This is a genomic window from Granulicella mallensis (assembly GCF_014203225.1).
In the GTDB taxonomy this organism is placed as follows: domain Bacteria; phylum Acidobacteriota; class Terriglobia; order Terriglobales; family Acidobacteriaceae; genus Granulicella; species Granulicella mallensis_A.
Genome location: NZ_JACHIO010000001.1, coordinates 139,451 through 159,543, shown reverse-complemented (window position 1 = coordinate 159,543; position 20,093 = coordinate 139,451). Strand labels below are relative to the sequence as shown.

Below are 20,093 nucleotides of genomic sequence, written 5' to 3'. Positions count from 1 at the left end.
AAACGCGTTCGCGGCGCCTTTTGAGCCGCACCGCAGTTGCTTCTGACGGACGCGAGACACCACAAGAAAGATAGAGAGAGTCTTCAAATGAAAATTGGCTTTATTAGTATGCCGCTCACCGGCCACCTCAATCCAATGATCGCGCTGGCCCGCAAATTGCAGTCTCGGGGGCACGAGATCGTCTTCATTGGAATTCCTGATGTCGGGCCCTACGCCCACGCCGCTGGACTGAACTTCGTCTCCTACTGCGAAGAGGAACTTCCTGCAGGATCATCCGCGAGCATCCTCGCCCCGGCTGCAAAGCTCCACGGCATGGAGACAACCCGCTGGACCATTCAGGGGGCAGGCAGGGCCATGTTTCAGTTGGCGTCGCAGCACCTGCCGCGTGTAATCGCTGAAACCGGTGTTCAGGCGTTGGTGTTCGACACGATCCACATGTATCTCGAAGTCGTTCCTGTGAGTCTGGGTATCCCGTATGCGCATGTATGGGCCATCTTGAACATCGATTTTTCAGGTGCCACGCTTCCTTCTGTTGTGTCGGGGCGGTACGAGGACACCCCCGAGGCGCGTGCGCGTAATACCGAGGATCTCAAAAAGAGCGACAACGCATTTTTCGGTATCGTGCAACCTCTCGCGGAAGAATACGCGGAGCGGGCCGGCTTGAAGCTGGACTGGAGTGATCCCGCTGCAACGGTCTCCAGGCACGCGGTAGCCGTCGTGTCGCAAACGCCCCAAGAGTTCGACTTGCCCGGCATTCCCTGGCCTCCACAGTTCCACTACGCCGGACCCTTCTTCGACGATGCAGGCCGCGAGCCCATCCCGTTTCCCTGGGAGAAGCTGGATGGCAGGCCCCTCGTCTATGCCTCTCTGGGAACCCTCGTCAACGGCCTCGACAGCATCTATAAAACCATTCTGCCCGCAGTAGGACGGATGCCCGAAATCCAGGTCGTTCTCGCGAAGGGGACCAATATTGATCTCACCGATCTTGGCCCCATCCCGTCCAACGTGATCGTCGTCGACAAAGCGCCTCAGCTCGAACTTCTCAAGCGTTCAGTGCTTTGTATTACGCATGCTGGTCTCAATACGGCGCTTGAATCGCTCGCACTGGGCGTGCCGATGGTGGCGATCCCCATCGGCTATGACCAGTTCGGTGTAGCTATCCGCCTTGCCCACCACGGAGTCGGCGAGGCTCTTCAGGTCGACGACCTCACCATCGACGGCCTTCACGAGTTGATTCAGAAAGTTCTGCACACTCCCGCTTATAGCGAGAAGGCGCAGTACTTCAGAGACGTGATTGCGAAGCGCCGTGGACTTGACGTCGCTGCCGAAGCTATCGAGCGTGCTTTCGAGCAGGCCCTCGAAAATCGTCCTCTGGAGCTCTCGCGCGCGTAAGACCGCTGTCAGAGTACGACACACATAAACGACGGCTGGGAGTAATCCCAGCCGTCGTTTTTACAGCCACTTAATTTTCATTTTGGCAAAAACCGCCATGACTTGGCTATTCCTGCTGAATTTTCGAATGCGATGGCGCTGGGAAGATCGGTTGCGACAACGGGCAAGCTAGTATGAGAAATCTAGCTTCTCCTTAACTCCGCTGGACACTGTTCTTAGATGTGGAAGAGAGTTCTAGCAAGATCACAGAAGTTTTCGATGGCCGGAACGTTAGCTTGTTTCGCAAAGATCATTCCGATTTCAGACTGGGGAATTTTGTCGACGATCGAGCAGATGGCAATCTTCGCAATGCGTTGCTTCACAGCAGAAGCAGGTAGAACTGCAATACCCAGTCCGGAGTCCACTAGCGAGACAAGTGTCGACATTTCGCTCGCCGTTTGGGAGACATCCGGAACCACTCCGGCACGGTTGAGTATGCCGGCCAGAAAGTCATGGAATCCTGGAGCGAAATTCCGTTCGTACATGACGAACTTCTCTCCTCGAAGCTCGCGCAGGCGTATCTCTTTTCCGGAGGCAAGCCGATGATTCGACGGCAGGACAGCAACGAGGGATTCCCGATGCACGGTAGCCACCTCGATTCCTTTTGCTTCTTCGATAGGCAAACGCAGAAACCCTACATCCAGGGTGCGATTTTGAATCATACCGACTTGATCGCTGGTGAGGATATTCCGAAGAGAGAATTCGACGTCGGGGTAGAGTGTGCGAAATCGTCGTATAAGAGTCGGCACGATCTCTTGTCCGGCCGTGGAGATGAACCCGATGCGGATACGACCGAGCCTGCCCGAAGCGGTCCATTGAGCCCTTTGGCTCGCGGTTTCCAACTGTTCCAGGGCAATGGCAGCGTTCTCTCGGAAGATTCGTCCAGCCTCGGTGAGGGAAGTGCCCTGACGGTTCCGATTCAGGAGCGTTACTTTGAGTTCATCCTCCAGAGCCTTGATCTGCAGGCTGAGTGCGGGCTGGCTCAGGTAAAGGAGCTTTGCGCTACGGCCGAAATGGAGCGTGTCTGCAACGGACAAAAACGCGCGAATCTGACGGATTTCCATGACCACTCCTGATTAGCAAAATTCATCACACTCATAGAAACATACAACTATCCTAATCACGAAAACAAGACTCTAATTGTAAGTGAAAGGCAGAAGGAGTAGCCGAATGAGCGAACATATACTGCAGCAACGAAAGTCCTGGACGACCCGGCGTGACGAGAAGGCGCGGCGTATGCGAGCCGTACAAGCCTGGATGAGCGGCCCCGTCCTGCATCGAGAGAAGACAATCGAGGCCTTGGAGTCAGTCATCGTGAGTGGCGACCGCATCGTGATGGAGGGAGACAATCAGAAGCAGGCGGACTTCCTCTCCCGCTCCCTGGTACAGGTCGATGCGAAGAAGATTCACGATCTCCATCTCATCATCTCCAGCATCAGCCGTCCCGAGCACCTCACACTCTTTGAACTAGGCATCGCAAAGAAGGTGGACTTTGCCTTCGCGGGGCCCCAGAGTCTTCGTGTGGCGCAGCTTCTCGAAGATGGAGTACTCGAGATTGGAGCGATTCATACCTATGTCGAGCTGTATGCGCGGCTGCTGGTCGACCTCGTTCCGAATGTGGTTCTTGTATGTGCCGAGCAGGCCGACCAGGAAGGCAATCTCTTTACGGGTCCGAACACTGAAGATACTCCGGTCATCGTTGAAGCCGCGGCTTTTCATGACGCTATCGTGATCGTGCAGGTCAACAAGATCGTCGATAAACTTCCCCGGGTAGATATCCCGGCGTCCTGGATCGACATCGTGATTGAGGCGGATAAGCCGTTCGCCGTGGAGCCGCTGTTCACGCGTGATCCGCGACACATCAACGATCTCCAGATCCTGACAGGCATGATGGTCATTCGTGGCGTCTACGAGAGGCATCAGGTTCAGTCGTTGAACCATGGCATCGGCTTTGATACAGCGGCCATCGAGCTTCTGCTCCCAACCTACGCCGAGTCATTGGGGCTGCGCGGGAAGATCTGCAAACACTGGGCCCTCAACCCGCATCCAACGTTGATTCCGGCCATCGAGAGCGGTTGGGTCGAGAGCGTGCACTCCTTCGGCAGCGAAGTGGGAATGGATGAGTACATCCGCGCTCGTCCTGACATCTTCTTCACTGGCCGTGACGGCAGCCTCCGCTCCAACCGTGTTCTCTGCCAACTGGCAGGACAGTACGCCGTAGATGCCTTTGTCGGAGCTACTCTTCAGATGGATGGCGATGCCAACTCTTCCACCGTAACGACGGGACGTTTAGCTGGTTTCGGCGGTGCGCCGAATATGGGAAGCGATCCCCACGGACGCAGGCACTCAAGTCCCGCGTGGCTCGACCTCAAAACAGATCCTGCTCCGACCGCACGAGGACGGAAGCTCGTGGTTCAGACGCTTGAAACCTTTGCCAAAGGCGGTGTTCCTGCTTTCGTTGAAACGCTGGATGCGGTCGAGGTCGGCAAGCAGGCAGGGATGCCCATCGCGCCGATCATGATCTATGGAGACGACGTAAGCCACGTGGTGACGGAAGAGGGCATTGCCTATCTGTATAAGACAGAGGGTATCGAAGAGCGCCGCCGTGCACTGGCAGCAGTCGCAGGTGTAAGCCCGGTCGGCCTGAAGGCAAAGCCTGAGGAGACCGCTGAGCTGCGGCGCAAGGGAATCGTAGCGTATCCCGAAGACATCGGTGTCCATCGTCTTCAGGCCAACCGTTCTCTGCTTGCAGCACGAAGCATGGAAGACCTGGTCGCGTGGTCCGGCGGCCTCTACCAAGCACCCGCGAAGTTCAGGAACTGGTAATGGCAAACATGATTCTCATGACGAAGACGATTCCGGCGTTGCTCAAGGCGGATCAGTTGGCGGAGTTGGCCCAGCAGGCGCTGGTTGCCGAAGCCGAACTCACTCCCAAGCCTGGCCTGGTTGACCGGCGAGGATCCGGGGCGCATTCGGATCTGTCGCTGGATATCATGCGACGATCCGCGGGGGCTATTGCTCCGTACTTCGCGGCCATGGCTGCCGCATCGTGCACCGCCCCGATGGACCGGTCCTTACGAGCAGAGGTTGCCGCCATCGGCCGTGAAGCAGAAGCTGCAATGCTGCGCAAAACCGGCGGAAGCAATGCTCACAAAGGAGCTATCTGGGTGTTGGGGCTCCTGGTCACGGCGACGGCACACAGTGACAGTCTCTGCCCTGAAGCCATCGCGGAAGACGCAGGTCTCCTCGCTCGACTTCCTGACTCTGCCAGGCCGCAACTCGTCTCTCATGGTGACCTGGTTCGGAGCCGTTATGGAGCAACAGGGGCGCGGGGAGAGGCTTATGCCGGCTTTCCTCACGTTGTGGCGGTTGGTCTTCCTGCTCTGCGCGCTGCTCGTGAGCGTGGAGTGTCGGAGACAAACAGCAGGCTCTCCGCTCTCCTTGCCATTATGGCGAGTCTGGAAGACACCTGTGTCCTCTATCGCGGCGGAGACGAGGGGCTACAGACGGTCAAACGGGGTGCGAGAGCGGTGCTCTCCTCAGGAGGCCCTGGCTCTGCTGCCGGAGACGCGGCGTTGCGTCGCCTTGATCGTGAACTTTTTGCCAGAAACATCTCTCCGGGAGGAAGCGCGGATCTGCTTGCGGCCACGCTCTTTCTGGACGCAGTAGAACGAGGTTTGTACGACGTGGAAAGGGACAACAGTCTTTTGGAGGAATCACATGGAACAGATTGAGTTCGATTATCCGGCGGCGAAACGTCGCATTACGAAGAAGGCTTATGTCGGCGTAGTGGGGTCTGGAGATATGGAAGTCCTCATGGAGCCGGCTGGCGGCGACGGGGCACACGTCTCGATTACCACCAGCGTGAATGGCTTTCAGGACTCGTGGAAGGCGGTCTTTGACCGGTTCTTCTCGAAGTTCGATGGAGCCGTAAAGATCCAGATCAACGATGCAGGCGCAACTCCAGGGAGCGTGCTGCTGCGGTTGGAACAGGCAGTGGAGGTGATTGAGCAATGAGCACATCAGAGATCTTTCCCGCATTCGTAAACCGCAAGAGCTTCATCGAACTGGATGGCCGGGCACGCGCCCAGAGCCTGTTCGATGAGGGGACTGCGAAAGAGTTGGTCGGTCCGTTTGATCGAGTCGAATCCCCCTGGTTGGCCATTCAGGGAGTCACGCCACAAGCCGACGACGGTTGCATTGTGATCAAAGGTAAGATTGGCGGCCTGTCGGCGGTTGTCGTCTCTCTCGAAGGAGCATTTCAGGGAGGCAGCATCGGGGAAGTGTCCGGCGCCAAGATGACAGCGGCTCTGGATCTTGCAACGAAAGACTCAGAAGCCGGAAAGAAGACGGCTGCTGTGCTCCTTCTTGAGACCGGTGGTGTGCGGTTGCAGGAAGCGAACCTTGGACTCGCTGCGATTGCCGAGGTGATCTCATCAATCCTCGCCTTGCGTCAGCACGCCCCGGTGATCACTGTGGTTGCCGGTACCGTGGGCTGTTTCGGCGGCATGTCACTGGCGGCTGGAGTATCAAGCTATGTCGTCATGACCAAAGAGGCTCGCCTTGGACTCAACGGCCCTGAGGTCATCGAACAAGAGTCCGGCATTGACGAGTTCGATGCGTCAGACCGGGCTCTGATCTGGGCGATTCATGGTGGCGAACAGCGAGTCGGCATGGGAGAGGCAGATGCGCTCGTCGAAGACGATGCCGACAAGATCGCTTCTGCGATTCGCGGATATGTTCAGGCCGGTCCGCCGTCCGAGCATAGAAGCGAACAGGTCAAGCTCTATCGCGATCGTATTGCTGCACTGGATACGTCCAAACAGATCGATCCGATAAGCCTGCGACAGAAATGGAATGGCAACGACACCACGGGAGGTGCGCGATGAGCGAACGCGTAGGATTGCGCGGAAGAGCCTGGTTTCAGACTCTGACCGGAAAGAATAAACCGCTGACAGGGGATCCAGGTTCTGTGCTCGTCTCGAACAATCTATTGGGTAACGAGACCAGCTTATTTCTTTGTGTTGTGCCGAACCCGGAGAGCCGGTTCCCCTGTGTGCGGGACGGGCAGGTAGGTCTGGAAGAGGCTTATACGCTGGCCACGCGAGTGCGTGAAGCGATCGCCGAAGACCGCGACAAGCCGAAGGCAGAAAAGCGTCCGATCATTGCGATCGTCGACGTTAAAAGCCAGGCCTACGGTCGTCGTGAAGAGACAGCAGGAATCTTCCTGGCAGCCGCAACCGCGGCAGATGCCTATGCCTCCGCGAGGATGGCGGGTCATCCAGTCATCAGCCTGGTTGCGGGACATGCCTTCTCTGGCGGCTTTCTCACTCATGGCTATCAAGCGAACCGTATCCTCGCCTTCGACGATGCAGGCATCGTCATTCACGCCATGCACAAAGAGGCAGCAGCGAGAATCACACGACGGTCCGTAGCGGAGCTCGAGCGGCTCGGACATGAGATTGCTCCCATGTCGTATGACGTCAAGGACTACGCCAAGCTTGGCCTGCTCTACAAGCTGCTCCACGTAGAGAATCCTCTGCAGCCCACAGCGTCCGAAGTCGAAACCGTGAAGCAGTCACTGATGGAAGCGATTCAAGACGCACGTGCTGGATCGACCGACCTCGGTAATCGTCTCGAATCCGACGCCGCAAAGCAGACGCGCAAGGCCAGTATTGCGGTCCGCGCCCTGCTCGAAGCACAGTGGCAGAACGCCTAAGGGATAGCCATGACCACCGTTCTTCTCGACGCACTGGTTCCAATCTTCGTCGGCCTGCTGTTGGGGTACCTGGCAGGCCGGCGAGGCCTCATGGATAACGTGAATGTCCGCAACCTGATCGTGCTGGTCATGAACTTCGCGATCCCCTGTGCCTTGTTTTCAATCATCCTCCGAACATCGAGAGCAGATCTGGAGCAACACATTCCAACGGCTCTGATGATCACGCTTGTATTCACTGCGCTTTATGCGGCGAGTTATCTATGGGCGCGGCGATCGCTTAAGTTGTCGGTCTCCGATTCTTCGGTGTTGGCTCTTACGGTCGGATTTCCGAACTCGGCCGCTGTCGCGCTGCCTCTGTTTGCCGCATCGTACGGTCCAGCATCCTCTGTCACGGCAGCGCTGTCCATTGCTGTTGGCGCCATTACGATCTCCCCACTGACAGTGGCGCTTCTTGAAGCGGATAAGCAGTCGCAGGGAACCGGGATCAGCCTTGGAAATGTGCTGCGGAGTTTTGTCCGAGCTCTCGCCCGCCCGGTCGTCTGGGCTCCAGCCCTGGCGCTGGTGGGCGCCTACTTCGGTGTGCATCTGCCGAGCTACGCGAACCGTACCCTCATGACTCTCGGAAGTGCGGCAACGGGTTCCGCGCTCATTCTTACGGGTGTGGTCGTTTCAGCGCAACGGTTTCGTTTCAACAGGGCCGTGCTTTGGACAACCGTAGCCATTCTCTTGGCCCAACCGCTCTTTGCTCTCGGTATGACTCTTCTCTTCCATATGAGCCGCGATCATGTTCGAGACATCACGATTATCAGCGCCATTCCAGGTGGCTTCTTTGGTTTGGTCTTCGGGAAAAGTTTTGATGCGACACCTGAGACCGCCAGTTCCGGATTGATTGCCTCCTATGGCGCGGGATGGCTTACGCTAGCGGTATGGATGCTGGTCATGGCGAAGTACTTTTGAGGTTTTATGGCAGGCGCAATCGATGATGCACCGCAAGTACACGACCTTCTGCTGCTGAGCTTAGGAAGGGTTCATCCCGCGTGTATAGCTGAACCCGCGTGGGTACAGACGGCAATGAAGCGCAGCCCGTGGGTTGTTGTGCGGAGGGTAAACGCACCGGTTGGCAAGGTGGCTGTCGGAGTTCGAGGGACTGACAGGAGTCAACGATGGGGCGGTTTCATGGACATGGCAGATGTGGCCTTGATCAAGCGTCCCGCCCAACTGCGCGTCTCTCTTGCCCATGACTCTCGCAAGTCGGTTCCGGCACTCAAGACTCTTGCTCTTGTTGAGAGGGAACTGACGGACCTTGATTTAAGTTGGGGACCGGTCGGTAGTGTTGGTTTTGAGCTAGCCACCGGCGATCGTGTGATTAGCGAAGCCAGTGACCTCGACCTTGCGCTCTTCGCTCCGCAGAGGATAGATCATGCCATCGCTCGCGATCTATGGGGCACCTTGAGTTCCTTACCGGCGAAGGTTGATGTACGTATCGAAACACCATATTGCGGATTTTCGCTTGAGGAGTATGCCCTTCGGCGATCGGCAAAGATTCTGATTCGCACTCCTGACGGGCAGCAGCTCGTTGAAGACCCTTGGGATATATAGGATGAAGGTCGTTTGAGATGAATACAGGATTGCTCTTCCCAGGCCAGGGATCGCAAAGGCCGCAGATGCTTCACGATCTCGTTCAGCATCCAGTTGTCGACGAAACCCTGGCCGAGATAAGCGAGGTCCTGGGGCGTGACATTCGGACTTTGGATTCCACGGAGGCTCTGCGCTCTCCTGTTTCAGTCCAACTGGCTATCTTTGCAGCAGGCGTGTCTACTGCGCGAGCCCTGCAGCGGAGCGGTGTGCGGCCACTCGCCGTGGCGGGGCTCTCCATCGGTGCTTTCTCAGCCGCCGTCGTGTCTGAGGCGATTGAACTCTCGGATGCAGTACTCCTGGTGCGCTCGCGAGCTGAACAAATGGAACACCTGTATCCGACCGGATATGGATTGGCGGCCATTGTTGGGCTCAACGAGGCGCAGGTGATCAAGCTGGTTGCCGCAGAGAGTACAACGGCGCATCCCGTATTCGTGGGAAACATCAATGCTCCTAGACAGGTTGTGATTGCCGGTTCCATTGAAGGGATGAAAGCTGTGTTGGAGAAAGCCCTATCACAAGGGGCTAGGAAGGCAGAACTGCTGGATGTGCCGGTACCATCCCACTGCCCGCTCTTGCAGCCCATCGCCGACTCACTCCACGCACAACTGGAGGCGATCCCGGTCCAGGATCCGAAGGTGATCTATATCGCAAATGTGAGTGCACGGGCTGTGCGCACCGCAAAGGGCATAGCCAAAGATCTGGCCGACAATATCGCCCATGGAGTGCGCTGGCATGACGCTACTAGCGTCGCGCAGGAACTCGGCTGTGAACTGTTTCTCCAGTTGCCGCCCGGTCACACCTTGAGGGATCTGGCCCAGGAGAACCTTCCTAATATCAAAGCGAATGCGATCACACCGGATAACTTCGACAAGTTGTTGCATCTTGCCCTGAGTTGATGGCTCAGGAGATAACGCCGCCGGCAGAAAGACCCTGGCGCTATCGCTTCAAGGGCACAGAGAATTGCCATTCCATAAACAGAAAAAGCTCGACCCTCGACCTGGTCCGGACGAATCCGGTGTCAGGTTGAGGGTCGAGTGTTGTAAGAGCCTAAGGGCTACCTTGCAGGCTTACGCAAGGTTGAAACGATCAAGGTTCATCACCTTGTTCCAGGCTGCTACGAAGTCGTGGACAAACTTCTCCTGCGCGTCCGAACTTCCGTAGACCTCGGACAGAGCCCGAAGCTGGGCGTTCGAACCGAAGGTAAGATCGACACGAGTGCCGGTCCACTTGACTTCCCCTGTCTTACGATCGCGTCCTTCAAACACATCCTGTGCGGCTGAGATTGCCTTCCACTCCGTCCCCATATCGAGCAGGTTGAGGAAGAAATCGTTGGTCAGTGTCTCCGGACGCTTGGTGAAGACGCCATGCTTTGTCTGTCCGAAGTTGGCGTTCAGAACACGCAGGCCACCAATCAGCACTGTCAGTTCAGGAGCGGTCAACGTCAGTAGCTGAGCCTTGTCGATCAGCAGCTTCTCTGCCGGCACGGTGTACTTGCCTTTGAGATAGTTGCGGAAGCCGTCGGCGATCGGTTCGAGCACGGCGAAAGACTCCACATCGGTCTGCTCCTGCGAGGCATCCGCGCGTCCCGGTGTAAAGGGAACCGTGACACTGTGGCCGGCATTCTTCGCTGCCTGCTCCACACCCACGACACCGGCCAGGACGATCAGGTCGGCGAGCGAGATTTTCTTGCCGCCGGTCTGCTTGCCGTTGAAGTCGCTCTGGATACCTTCGAGCGTCTTCAGCGTCTTCTCCAGTTGGTCCGGCTCGTTCACTGCCCAATCCTTCTGCGGAGTCAGACGGAGACGCGCGCCGTTCGCACCGCCACGCTTGTCGGAGCCACGGAAGGTGGATGCCGACGCCCACGCGGTCGAAACCAGTTGTGAGACCGGCAGACCCGAAGCCAGGATCGTGCTCTTGAGAGCGGCGATGTCCTGCGCATCCACCAGTGTGTGGTCGACTGCGGGGATGGGGTCTTGCCAGATGAGCTCTTCGGCAGGAACCTCCGGACCGAGATAGCGTTCACGCGGACCCATATCACGGTGCGTTAGCTTGAACCACGCACGAGCGAATGCGTCGGCGAACTGGTCAGGATTCTCAAGGAAGCGCCGCGAGATCTTCTCATAAGCTGGATCGAAGCGCAGGGCCAGATCGGTGGTCAGCATGGACGGCGTACGGCGCTTGGTGGAGTCATGCGGATCCGGCACAGTGCCGGCGCCTGAGTCACCCTTCGGCTTCCACTGGTTCGCACCAGCCGGGCTCTTCGTCAGCTCCCATTCGTAGGCGAACAGGTGTTCAAAGAACTCGTTGCTCCATGTCGTCGGCTTGGTCGTCCAGATGACTTCCAGGCCGCTGGTGATCGCATCGCCGCCCTTGCCGGTGCCGAAGCTGCTCTTCCAACCCAGGCCCTGCTCCTCAAGCCCTGCGGCTTCGGGCTCAGGTCCCACATGGGACGAAGGGCCTGCGCCGTGAGTCTTGCCGAAGGTGTGGCCGCCAGCGATCAGCGCGACGGTCTCCTCATCGTTCATGGCCATGCGCGCAAAGGTCTCGCGGATATCGTGGGCCGAAGCGACAGGATCCGGGTTGCCATCCGGGCCTTCCGGGTTCACATAGATCAGGCCCATCTGCACCGCAGCGAGCGGGTTCTCGAGATTGCGCTCATTGGAGCCAGCGCCGGTACGATCCTTCTCGGTGCCATGCAGTGCCGCATCGGCCACGAGCACGCCCTCGTCAGCGGGCTTTCCCTTGCCGTAGCGATGATCGCCGCCCAGCCAGGTGGTCTCGGTCCCCCAATAGATGTCTTCGTCCGGCTCCCAGACGTCCGCGCGCCCACCTGCGAAACCGAAGGTCTTGAAGCCCATCGACTCCAGCGCGACGTTGCCGGTGAGAACGATCAGGTCAGCCCAGGAGATTTTGTTGCCGTACTTTTGCTTGACCGGCCAGATCAGGCGGCGTGCCTTGTCGAGGCTGACGTTATCGGGCCAGCTGTTGAGAGGAGCGAAGCGCTGCTGGCCCGATCCTGCGCCGCCGCGACCGTCGCCGGTACGGTAGGTGCCGGCGCTGTGCCAGGCCATGCGAATGAAAAAAGGTCCGTAGTGACCGAAGTCTGCCGGCCACCATTCCTGCGAGGTCGTCATCACCGCGAGGAGGTCCTTCTTTACGGCTGCCAGATCGAGGCTCTTGAACGCCTCGGCATAGTTGAAGTCCTTGTCCAGGGGGTCGGACTGGGAGGTGTGCTGGTGCAGAATTCTCAGATTTAACTGGCTCGGCCACCAATCACGGTTCGTTGTGCCTCCACCGGCAGTGTGATTGAACGGGCATTTCGCTTCAGTTGACATATATTTTCTCCCTCTAACTGTTGGGCCCAACTACTGGGCCTGGAACCCAGGTAATAGATCAGGGCGTGTTCGCACTGATGGCATCTTTAATGGATTGTCGGTTGTATACATGCAGCGGCCCACCTCCGCCGCCAGTAGCTACACTCCTCATCCACTGTCATTCTCACCAGCTCCCCGGCAAAACATGTGCCATGCCGGTGCCGTGCGTCGTGACCACGTTTCCGTTTGTCTCGACCCAACGAATGTAGCATTATGGAGATCGATAGCTCCAATACATAATGAGCATCCGGAGTATAGGTACAAACTATGGAGATTCATCAGCTGCGTTACGTCTGTGCCATCGCGGAAACGGGCAGTTTCAGCCGTGCTGCCGAGCGCTGTCAGGTCGCGCAGCCCTCGCTCTCGCAACAGGTTCTCAAGCTTGAGGAAGACCTGGGCTCAAAGCTCTTCGACCGCCTGGGCCGCAGCATCCGCCTCACCGAGGCCGGTCGCGCCTTTCTGCCCCATGCCCGCTCGATTCTGACCCAGATGGAGACGGCGCGATCCAGTGTGACCGACAAGTGCGCGGACGTTCGCGGCAGCGTCTCCGTAGGAGTGATTCCGACCATTGCACCCTACCTGATGCCGCATTACACCAAGGCCTTTACGAGAAAGCATCCTGAAGCCAAACTGCGCATCGTGGAAGAGACAACGCCGATCCTGCTGGAAAGTCTGCGAAACCTGTCGATCGATCTTGCGATTCTTGCCCTTCCTCTGCGCTACAAGGACCTGGAGCTGTTTCCTCTTTGCACCGAACCGCTCTTCGCGGTGCTGCCGAAGGAGCACCCGCTCGCCGGCAGCGAATCGCTTGCTCTCAAAGATCTCCGTGGAGAGCCCTTTGTGATGCTGCGAGACGGCCATTGCTTCCGCGACCTCAGCATCGCCGCCTGTACCCGCGCCCGTGTCGCACCGCGGATTGCATTTGAGAGCGGCCAGTTCAGCAGCCTCTTTGGAATGGTCGCCGCTGGCGTCGGCATCTCGCTCGTCCCTGAAATGGCCATAGACCGGAACGCTGGCTGCCGCTATGTGCGCCTCAGCGACACGCGCGCAACGCGCACCATCGTCGCCGCCACTCTGCGCGGGCGCAGCTTCAACCGTGTCCAGCAAGCCTTTTTGTCGGGAATCCAAAAAGCGGAACAGCGGATCAGTTAGCGCTGGCTCATTTGCCGGTTGCTCAATCAATCTCACTTCAGACGGTTTTGTTTATTTTTAACATAAAATGGCAGCCTCTCGCCTTCTTCTGTCTGAGAGTCCTCGTGACCGTAGTGTTCAGCTTAGCTGGGGTTAGTGCGAATGGCGGCTATTTGTATGAATTTGTAGGAATATTTCGTTCCCTGCGGATCTTGAGGTCCCTGAGGGAACATCGCCAAGTGTTGATCATTCAGGACATTATTCGCGGTAATGTTGTGAAAATTTATCATTAAGTAACAACCGTTCACTATGTTCGAGGTGTTCACGCCGTTGTCTGGAGGAGCGCCAATCTTGCTGCAATTGCCGTCACATCGTCCTGTTCTCCTATTGATCTTTGCGGCTTCTCTGATGCCACTGCAGCTAGCTGCTCAGGTGCAGTCCAAGCCTCCAGCTGTGCCCTTGTCTGAATCGATCCTGGCGCGTATCCCGGCTGACTACCGCGCTGAGGTAGCGGCGAAGGTCAAGCAGCCGGAAGAAAATCAGCAGCAGGCTGAGAAGATGCCAGATGCCGAACTTGTCGCGACGGTACTTCACGTTCTCGGCGATATGCCCTCGGAGTCCGCGTTCCTGCTCGACCGGCTTGCAAAAGAATCCTCCGCGACGCTTCGCATCGACCTCATCCAGGCGCTCGAAAGGCATTGGCACGAGGGCCAGGATCTGTCGGCTCTGGAGAGCCATGCGTCCTCGGACCCTGATGTGTCGGTCTCCCTCGCCGCTGTAGAGATGCTGAAGACGGTCCGTATCGACTCCCTGAGCCGCCTGCTGAACACCAGGCTAGGAACGGCGGTGGCCGCCGGTGATATCCACAGCGCAGGCCTGGTGCTGGACGAGCAAAAGCTTCTGCAGCAGACCCGCTACGGTATCGCCTTTCCCGCGTTCATGCGCGTTCCGCCGCCGCTCTTCGCCGTGGCCCCGGCAGGCAAGCCGATTCGCGTGCTGGCATTCGGCGACTTTGGAACCGGTTCAGCGGCGCAGAAGCAGACTGCGGCGGCGATGGTCGCGTATCACAAGATCCATCCCTTCGATTTCGGTTTGACCCTCGGCGACAACTTCTACCCGCGCGGCATGACGAGCCCCGATGATCCTCGCTGGCAGACGCAGTGGGAGCAGCTCTACGGCCCGATGCACCTTCCGTTCTACGCCGTGCTCGGCAATCATGACTGGAGCGGGGCCGACAGCCCGGCGGCGGAGATCATGTATTCCGCCAAGAGCCAGAACTGGCATATGCCTGCGCCGTATTACACGTTCACTGCGGGCTCCGTACAGTTCTTCGCTTTCGATACTCCGGCGGTCGATGAAGCGGAGTTGAAGTGGCTCGATGAGGAGCTTACCAAGAGCACGGCGCAGTGGAAGGTAGTTTTTGGCCACTATCACATCTATTCGGCGACGCGCGGCGACAACAAAGAGCTCATCGCGCGGCTTCTGCCCATCCTCAAGAAGGACCATGTCGATGTGTATCTGAACGGCCACGACCACAACCTGCAGGAGCTGAAGCCGGAGGGAACGGTTCACTTCTTCGTCAGTGGCGGAGGCGGCGCCGGTCTCTACGAGATGAATCCGTATGACCGCTCCATCTTTCGGCAAAAGGTCAACGGCTTCACAGTTCTTGAGGCCGACAGCAAGACCCTGGCCATCTCTTTTATAGGTACGGATGGAAGTGAACTGTATCGTCGAAGCCTCACCAAATAATGGACAGCTGACACGTCGCGGCTTTCTCTCGGGAGCCGCGGCGACTGTCGCCGGACTGGCTGCAGTACCCGCATGGGCAACTCACAACATACCGGCCGATGTCACTCTGCGCATCGGCTCGGTGAAGGCCGATGTCGCTCCCGGAAAGACGATCCTCACCACGGGATACAACGGCAGTGTGCCGGGGCCGCTGATCCGTCTGCGCGAAGGCGTCCCTGTCACTGTGGATCTCTTCAACGACACCGCAATTTCGGAGTACGTGCACTGGCATGGCTTTCCTTTGAGCGCGGCCCTCGATGGCACGATGGAGGAGAACAGCCTGTCTGTGCCGCCGCATGGACATCTTCGTTATCGCATGACGCCGCGTGCGGCCGGTTCGCGATGGGTGCACTCGCACGTGATGACGATGGACGATCTCACCGTAGGCACCTACAGCGGCCAGTTCGGATTCGTCTACGTTGAGCCGAAGGAGAATCCCGGCCGCTACGACCAGGAGATCTTTCTCTCCACGCATGAGTGGGAGCCTTTCTTCATGGATATGGACGATGATGACAACCCCGCCGCCGTGGAGGAGTTCGGTGAAACCGACTGGGGTCCCAGCATGGTCGAGGTCGGCTATCGTATCGGCTCTATCAACGGCAAGGCGCTTGGTCATGGAGAACCGATTCGCGTGAAAAAAGGACAGCGCGTTCTGTTCCACATCCTCAACGCCAGCGCTACTGAAAATATTCAGATCGCTCTTCCCGGCCACGAATTTCTTGTCACCGCCCTGGATGGAAACCCGGTGCCGCGGCCTCGTAAAGTTTCTTCACTCGATCTGGGCGCTGCCGAACGCGTCGACGCCATCGTGGAGATGAGCCGTCCCGGCGTGTGGATTCTGGGCTCGACCGACGACGACGTACGTGGCTCAGGCCTGGGTATTTTGGTGGAGTACGCAGGCTACAGTAACGTCGCGACGAATGCGCGTGCCACCGTTGCTCTGTGGGATTACACGCAGTTCGGTCTGCAGCGGCCGCCGCAGCCTGCCGATGTAACGCTGCCGATGGTCATCGCACGCATCTCTCCCGGCGAAAATGGCATGGAGCGATGGACGATCAACGGCAAGAGCTATCGCTCGTCGGATCCCCCTGTGGCCTTGCACAAAAACGTGCGCTACCGATTCGCATTTCACAACACCAGCTCTGATGCGCATCCGCTGCACCTGCATCGCAGCTCCTTTGAACTGACACGCATTGACGGAAGGGCTACCAGCGGCCTGCTGAAGGATGTCGTTCTCATCGGCGCTCGCCAGCGGATCGAAGTTGATTGGACCCCCGAGCAGGAGGGGTTGATGTTCTTTCATTGCCACAACCAGTTCCACATGGACTGCGGCTTTCAGATGTTATTCGACGTGCGATAAGACGCCAGCCGTATCCGGCATTGCAGTTTTACATAAGTTGTTCGGGAGAGATTCAGAATGGGCATTACTTTCCATACCGCCTGCGCCATTGTCCGGCGCCCTTTGCTGTCTGTTGCCGCAATGCTTGTCCTGATAACCGCCGTTGATGGTCAGACGATGACCCCGCCGGACATCACAAAGACTCCCACACTCTTCGTCGTCCCTTACGCTCATCTGGACACGCAATGGAGATGGGAGTTTCCGCAGACGATCAGCCAGTTCCTGCCCAAGACGATGCAGATGAACTTCGATGACATGGATAAGTATCCGCACTATGTCTTCAACTGGACCGGTGCGAATCGCTATCGCCTGATGAAGGAATATTTCCCTAGCGACTATGCCCGCATCAAGGGATACGTCGCGCGCGGACAGTGGTTTCCCGCAGGCTCTTCGGTGGAAGAGGGTGATGTGAACCTGCCCAGTGCCGAAGGAGTCTTCCGCCAGATCCTGTATGGCAATACGTACTTTCGTCATGAGTTCGGCAAGTCCAGCAACGAGTTCATGTTGCCGGACAGCTTCGGATTTCCTGCCTCGCTGCCGACGATTCTTGCTCACGCCGGACTCGCAGGATTCTCAACGCAGAAGATCGGTGGACGCTGGCCCGCGGGGCCGAAAGCAGGTGGACTCGATTCGCCTGAGCAGACACCGGACGGCGTACCCTTCAACGTCGGTGTGTGGGTAGGACCGGATGGCAAGAGCGTGATTGCGGCGTTGCATCCCGGCGCTTATGGCAGCAGTATCTATACCGACCTGAGCGAAGCTCCCGGTACGTCTATGGAGCAGACGCTTCTGAGCAGTGCGCAAAAACCGGCGCTCACCACGGAACAGGCCAACGCGCTTCACCGTCTTGTCGCTGCCGATACGGACTGGGAAAAGCGCATCGATCTCGATGGCAAAGCGTCGAGCGTATTTGCCGACTACCGCTACGTAGGCACGGGAGACACTGGCGGAGCGCCACAGGAATCCACCATCAAGCTCCTTGAAGCTATCGTGACGAAGAGCGACACGATCCTGCCATCCCTGCCGAAGCTGAACGGCGCGCCGGCTTTCCCCGCGCATTCGGTGACGGTGCGCGTAGGAGAAGGCCCGGTGCATGTGGTTGAGTCCTCCGCCGATCAGATATTCCGTGCCATCACGCCGGAGATGGCTGCGCATATGCCGCACTACGAGGGCGACCTGGAACTGACTGACCACTCCGCCGGTTCACTCACCTCGCAGGCTTATCACAAGCGCTGGATCATCAAGGATGAGAATCTTGCCGACGCCGCGGAGAAGGCTTCGATCGCGGCGCAATGGCTTGGTGCTCGCGACTATCCGCAGCAGCGGCTGAATGATGCATGGATGCTTGCACTCGCCGGACACTTTCACGATACGGGCGCGGGAACCTCGACGCCGCGAGCCTATCAGTATGCCTGGAACGATGATGTGATCGCAGCCAATCAGTTTGCCGCTGTGCTCACCAGTGCAAGTGCTGCTGTTGCCTCCGGTCTCGATACGCGCACCCAGGGTGTGCCTGTGGTGGTCTACAACCCGCTCAACATTGCTCGGCAGGATCTCGTCGAGGCGGCGGTTGTCTTTCCCAGTGGGGCACCAAAAGCAGTACGCGTCTATGGCCCGGACGGGCAGGAGACGCCTGCGCAGTGGGGGGACGGCAAAGTCGTCTTCCTGGCGTCCATGCCCTCCGTCGGTTATGCGGTCTTCGCTGTGCGCCCGGCCGCACAGCCAGCAGAGAACAAAGCATTACATGTATCCGACCGGTCGCTCGAAAACCAGCGCTATCGAGTGCTGCTCAACGAGGATGGCGATGTGTCGAGCCTCTATGACAAGAAACTCGGCAGGGAACTACTCTCCGCGCCTCTCAAACTGGCGATCTCCACCGATATTCCTCGCAACTATCCAGCGTGGAACATGGACTTCGCGCAGGAGCAGGCTGCTCCACGCACTTTTGTCAGCGGACCTGCGGAGATTCGCATCAGCGAGAATGGCCCGGCGCGTGTCTCGCTTGAGGTGACGCGGCAGACCGAAGGCTCCCGGTTTGTGCAAACTGTCAGTCTCGCTGTGGGCGATGCCGGCAACCGTGTAGATCTTCACGATGCCATCGATTGGAAGACCGCGGGCTCCAACCTCAAGGCTGCTTTTTCGCTCAGTGCTTCCAATCCCAAAGCCACCTATAGCTGGGACATCGGCACGGTCGAGCGGTCCAATTCGCAGCCGAAACAGTACGAACTGGCCTCGCATCGCTGGATCGATCTGATGGATAAAAGTGGAAGCTTTGGCGTGACTCTGCTGACCGATGTGAAGAACGGCTCCGACAAGCCCGGCGATCAGACGATTCGCGTGACGCTGCTGCGTTCTCCCGGAGCAAAGCCCACGGCTGATGGCCATCCCGGCAACTTCAGCGACCAGACGAATCAGGACTGGGGGCATCACGAGATCGTACTCGGTGTCGCTGGGCACTCCGGCGACTTCCGCCAGGAAGAGACGGCGTGGCAGGCCTACCGTGTAAACGATCCGTTGATCTCGTTTACAACGGAAAAGCATCCGGGCACGCTCGGCAAGAGTTTCTCGCTCGTGCGTGTCAGCGATCCTGCTATCCGTGTGCTGGCCTTCAAGAAGGCTGAGGACAGCGACGAGCTGATTCTCCGCATGGTGGAGTTGAACGGCAGGCCGGCGCCGAGCACGCATGTGTCCTTCGCTGTGCCGGTTGCGTCGGCGCGCGAAGTTAATGCGCAGGAAGAACCGGTCGGGCCCGCTGAAGTAAGCCACGGCGACCTGATTGCATCTTTCACGGCGTATCAGCCGCGCACCTTTGCCCTGAAGCTCGCACCGCCGCAGGCTCGACTTACTCAGCCGCAAGAACAGGCCGTCGCGCTGCACTACGATCATGCCGTCGCCAGCAACGACGATACGAAGATCGAAGACGGCGGCATCGACGGCAAGGGAGATGCGCTGCCCGCCGAGATGCTTCCGGCTGAGATCGACTACGGTCCGGTCAGGTTCAAGCTTGCCGCAGCCAAAACCGGCGTGCCGAACGCCGTCACGGCCAAGGGGCAAACGCTTGCACTGCCCGCCGGTCGATTCAACCGTGTCTATCTGCTGGCTGCAGCCTCCTCTGAGGACGATCAGAAGGCGCGCTTCCGTGTTGGCAATCATGCTGCTGAGCTGAACATTCAATCGTGGACCGGTTGGGTTGGACAGTGGGATACGCGCCTCTGGAAAGACACTCCAGAGCATGATTGGGCCGTCTCCGCGAATCTCGCGTCATGGCATCCCCTCGATGCGACGAATACGCCCAAGCCTCCCACGTGGCGCTATCCCGATGACTACGTCGGATTAAAGCCCGGTTATATCAAGCAGGCTCCACTGGGCTGGTACGCGTCGCACCATCACACAGCGGAGGGGCTCAATGAGCCGTACCAGTACTCCTATCTCTTCGTGTACTCGCTGGCTCTGCCCGCAGGCGCTCGCACGCTTACGCTGCCGAACAACGACAAGATCCAGATTCTGTCGATCTCAGTCGTCAACGACAATCCATCCTTGATCCCGGCAGCACCGCTGTTCGACACGCTGAACCGATCGGAACCCTAAGGCAATTCTCTAGAAATGGTAGGCA

General features: G+C 58.2%; 15 protein-coding genes. 13 read left to right on the top strand and 2 right to left on the bottom strand.

The window, feature by feature from the left end; translation table 11 throughout:
* The first annotated feature begins 87 nt into the window (after positions 1 to 87).
* Positions 88 to 1,392 (top strand): glycosyltransferase, encoded by a 1,305-nt coding sequence (locus HDF15_RS00605; protein WP_184252346.1) that lies wholly within the window; start codon positions 88 to 90, stop codon positions 1,390 to 1,392.
* A 215-nt stretch (positions 1,393 to 1,607) separates the two neighbouring features.
* Here HDF15_RS00605 and HDF15_RS00600 read toward each other — a convergent pair whose 3' ends face one another.
* Positions 1,608 to 2,495, bottom strand: a complete 888-nt coding sequence (locus HDF15_RS00600; RefSeq protein ID WP_184252345.1) for a LysR family transcriptional regulator — start codon at positions 2,493 to 2,495, stop codon at positions 1,608 to 1,610.
* Between the two features lie 106 nt (positions 2,496 to 2,601).
* Here HDF15_RS00600 and mdcA point away from each other — a divergent pair, with 106 nt between their 5' ends.
* The 8 genes from mdcA to mdcH are packed head-to-tail and all read left to right on the top strand — an operon-like array spanning position 2,602 to position 9,684.
* Positions 2,602 to 4,257 (top strand): malonate decarboxylase subunit alpha, encoded by a 1,656-nt coding sequence (gene mdcA / locus HDF15_RS00595; RefSeq protein WP_184252344.1) that lies wholly within the window; start codon positions 2,602 to 2,604, stop codon positions 4,255 to 4,257.
* The gene (locus HDF15_RS00590; RefSeq protein WP_184252343.1) at positions 4,257 to 5,165 is read left to right on the top strand and encodes a triphosphoribosyl-dephospho-CoA synthase; all 909 of its coding nucleotides are present in this window, start codon (positions 4,257 to 4,259) and stop codon (positions 5,163 to 5,165) included. The genes mdcA and HDF15_RS00590 overlap by 1 nt, the downstream gene beginning before the upstream one ends.
* On the top strand, positions 5,152 to 5,448 hold the full coding sequence (locus HDF15_RS00585) for a malonate decarboxylase subunit delta (RefSeq protein WP_184252342.1): 297 nt from the start codon (positions 5,152 to 5,154) through the stop codon (positions 5,446 to 5,448). Before HDF15_RS00590 ends, HDF15_RS00585 begins: the two co-directional genes overlap by 14 nt.
* A complete protein-coding gene (locus tag HDF15_RS00580; RefSeq protein WP_184252341.1) occupies positions 5,445 to 6,320 on the top strand; it encodes a biotin-independent malonate decarboxylase subunit beta in 876 nt (291 codons plus the stop codon). The genes HDF15_RS00585 and HDF15_RS00580 overlap by 4 nt, the downstream gene beginning before the upstream one ends.
* On the top strand, positions 6,317 to 7,150 hold the full coding sequence (gene mdcE, locus HDF15_RS00575) for a biotin-independent malonate decarboxylase subunit gamma (protein WP_184252340.1): 834 nt from the start codon (positions 6,317 to 6,319) through the stop codon (positions 7,148 to 7,150). Before HDF15_RS00580 ends, mdcE begins: the two co-directional genes overlap by 4 nt.
* Positions 7,151 to 7,159: 9 nt before the next feature.
* On the top strand, positions 7,160 to 8,107 hold the full coding sequence (locus HDF15_RS00570; RefSeq protein ID WP_184252339.1) for an AEC family transporter: 948 nt from the start codon (positions 7,160 to 7,162) through the stop codon (positions 8,105 to 8,107).
* A 6-nt stretch (positions 8,108 to 8,113) separates the two neighbouring features.
* Positions 8,114 to 8,749 carry a malonate decarboxylase holo-ACP synthase gene (locus tag HDF15_RS00565; RefSeq protein WP_184252338.1) on the top strand — a complete coding sequence of 212 codons (636 nt, stop codon included), beginning with the start codon at positions 8,114 to 8,116 and terminating at the stop codon, positions 8,747 to 8,749.
* 17 nt (positions 8,750 to 8,766) lie between these two features.
* Positions 8,767 to 9,684 (top strand): malonate decarboxylase subunit epsilon, encoded by a 918-nt coding sequence (gene mdcH, locus HDF15_RS00560; RefSeq protein WP_184252337.1) that lies wholly within the window; start codon positions 8,767 to 8,769, stop codon positions 9,682 to 9,684.
* Positions 9,685 to 9,855: 171 nt separating this feature from the next.
* Here mdcH and katG read toward each other — a convergent pair whose 3' ends face one another.
* The gene (gene katG, locus HDF15_RS00555; RefSeq protein WP_184252336.1) at positions 9,856 to 12,123 is read right to left on the bottom strand and encodes a catalase/peroxidase HPI; all 2,268 of its coding nucleotides are present in this window, start codon (positions 12,121 to 12,123) and stop codon (positions 9,856 to 9,858) included.
* Between the two features lie 306 nt (positions 12,124 to 12,429).
* Here katG and HDF15_RS00550 point away from each other — a divergent pair, with 306 nt between their 5' ends.
* The 4 genes from HDF15_RS00550 (at position 12,430) to HDF15_RS00535 (ending at position 20,068) form a co-directional block, all read left to right on the top strand.
* Positions 12,430 to 13,314: a LysR family transcriptional regulator gene (locus HDF15_RS00550; protein ID WP_184252335.1), complete on the top strand. Its 885-nt coding sequence runs from the start codon at positions 12,430 to 12,432 to the stop codon at positions 13,312 to 13,314.
* A gap of 330 nt (positions 13,315 to 13,644) precedes the next feature.
* Entirely contained in the window at positions 13,645 to 15,042 is a 1,398-nt protein-coding gene (locus HDF15_RS00545; RefSeq protein ID WP_184252334.1) for a metallophosphoesterase, read from the top strand.
* Positions 15,011 to 16,441, top strand: coding sequence for a multicopper oxidase domain-containing protein (locus HDF15_RS00540; protein ID WP_311733003.1), 1,431 nt, complete (start codon positions 15,011 to 15,013; stop codon positions 16,439 to 16,441). Before HDF15_RS00545 ends, HDF15_RS00540 begins: the two co-directional genes overlap by 32 nt.
* Before the next feature lie 57 nt (positions 16,442 to 16,498).
* A complete protein-coding gene (locus tag HDF15_RS00535) occupies positions 16,499 to 20,068 on the top strand; it encodes a glycoside hydrolase family 38 C-terminal domain-containing protein (RefSeq protein ID WP_184252332.1) in 3,570 nt (1,189 codons plus the stop codon).
* Positions 20,069 to 20,093 lie beyond the last annotated feature (25 nt).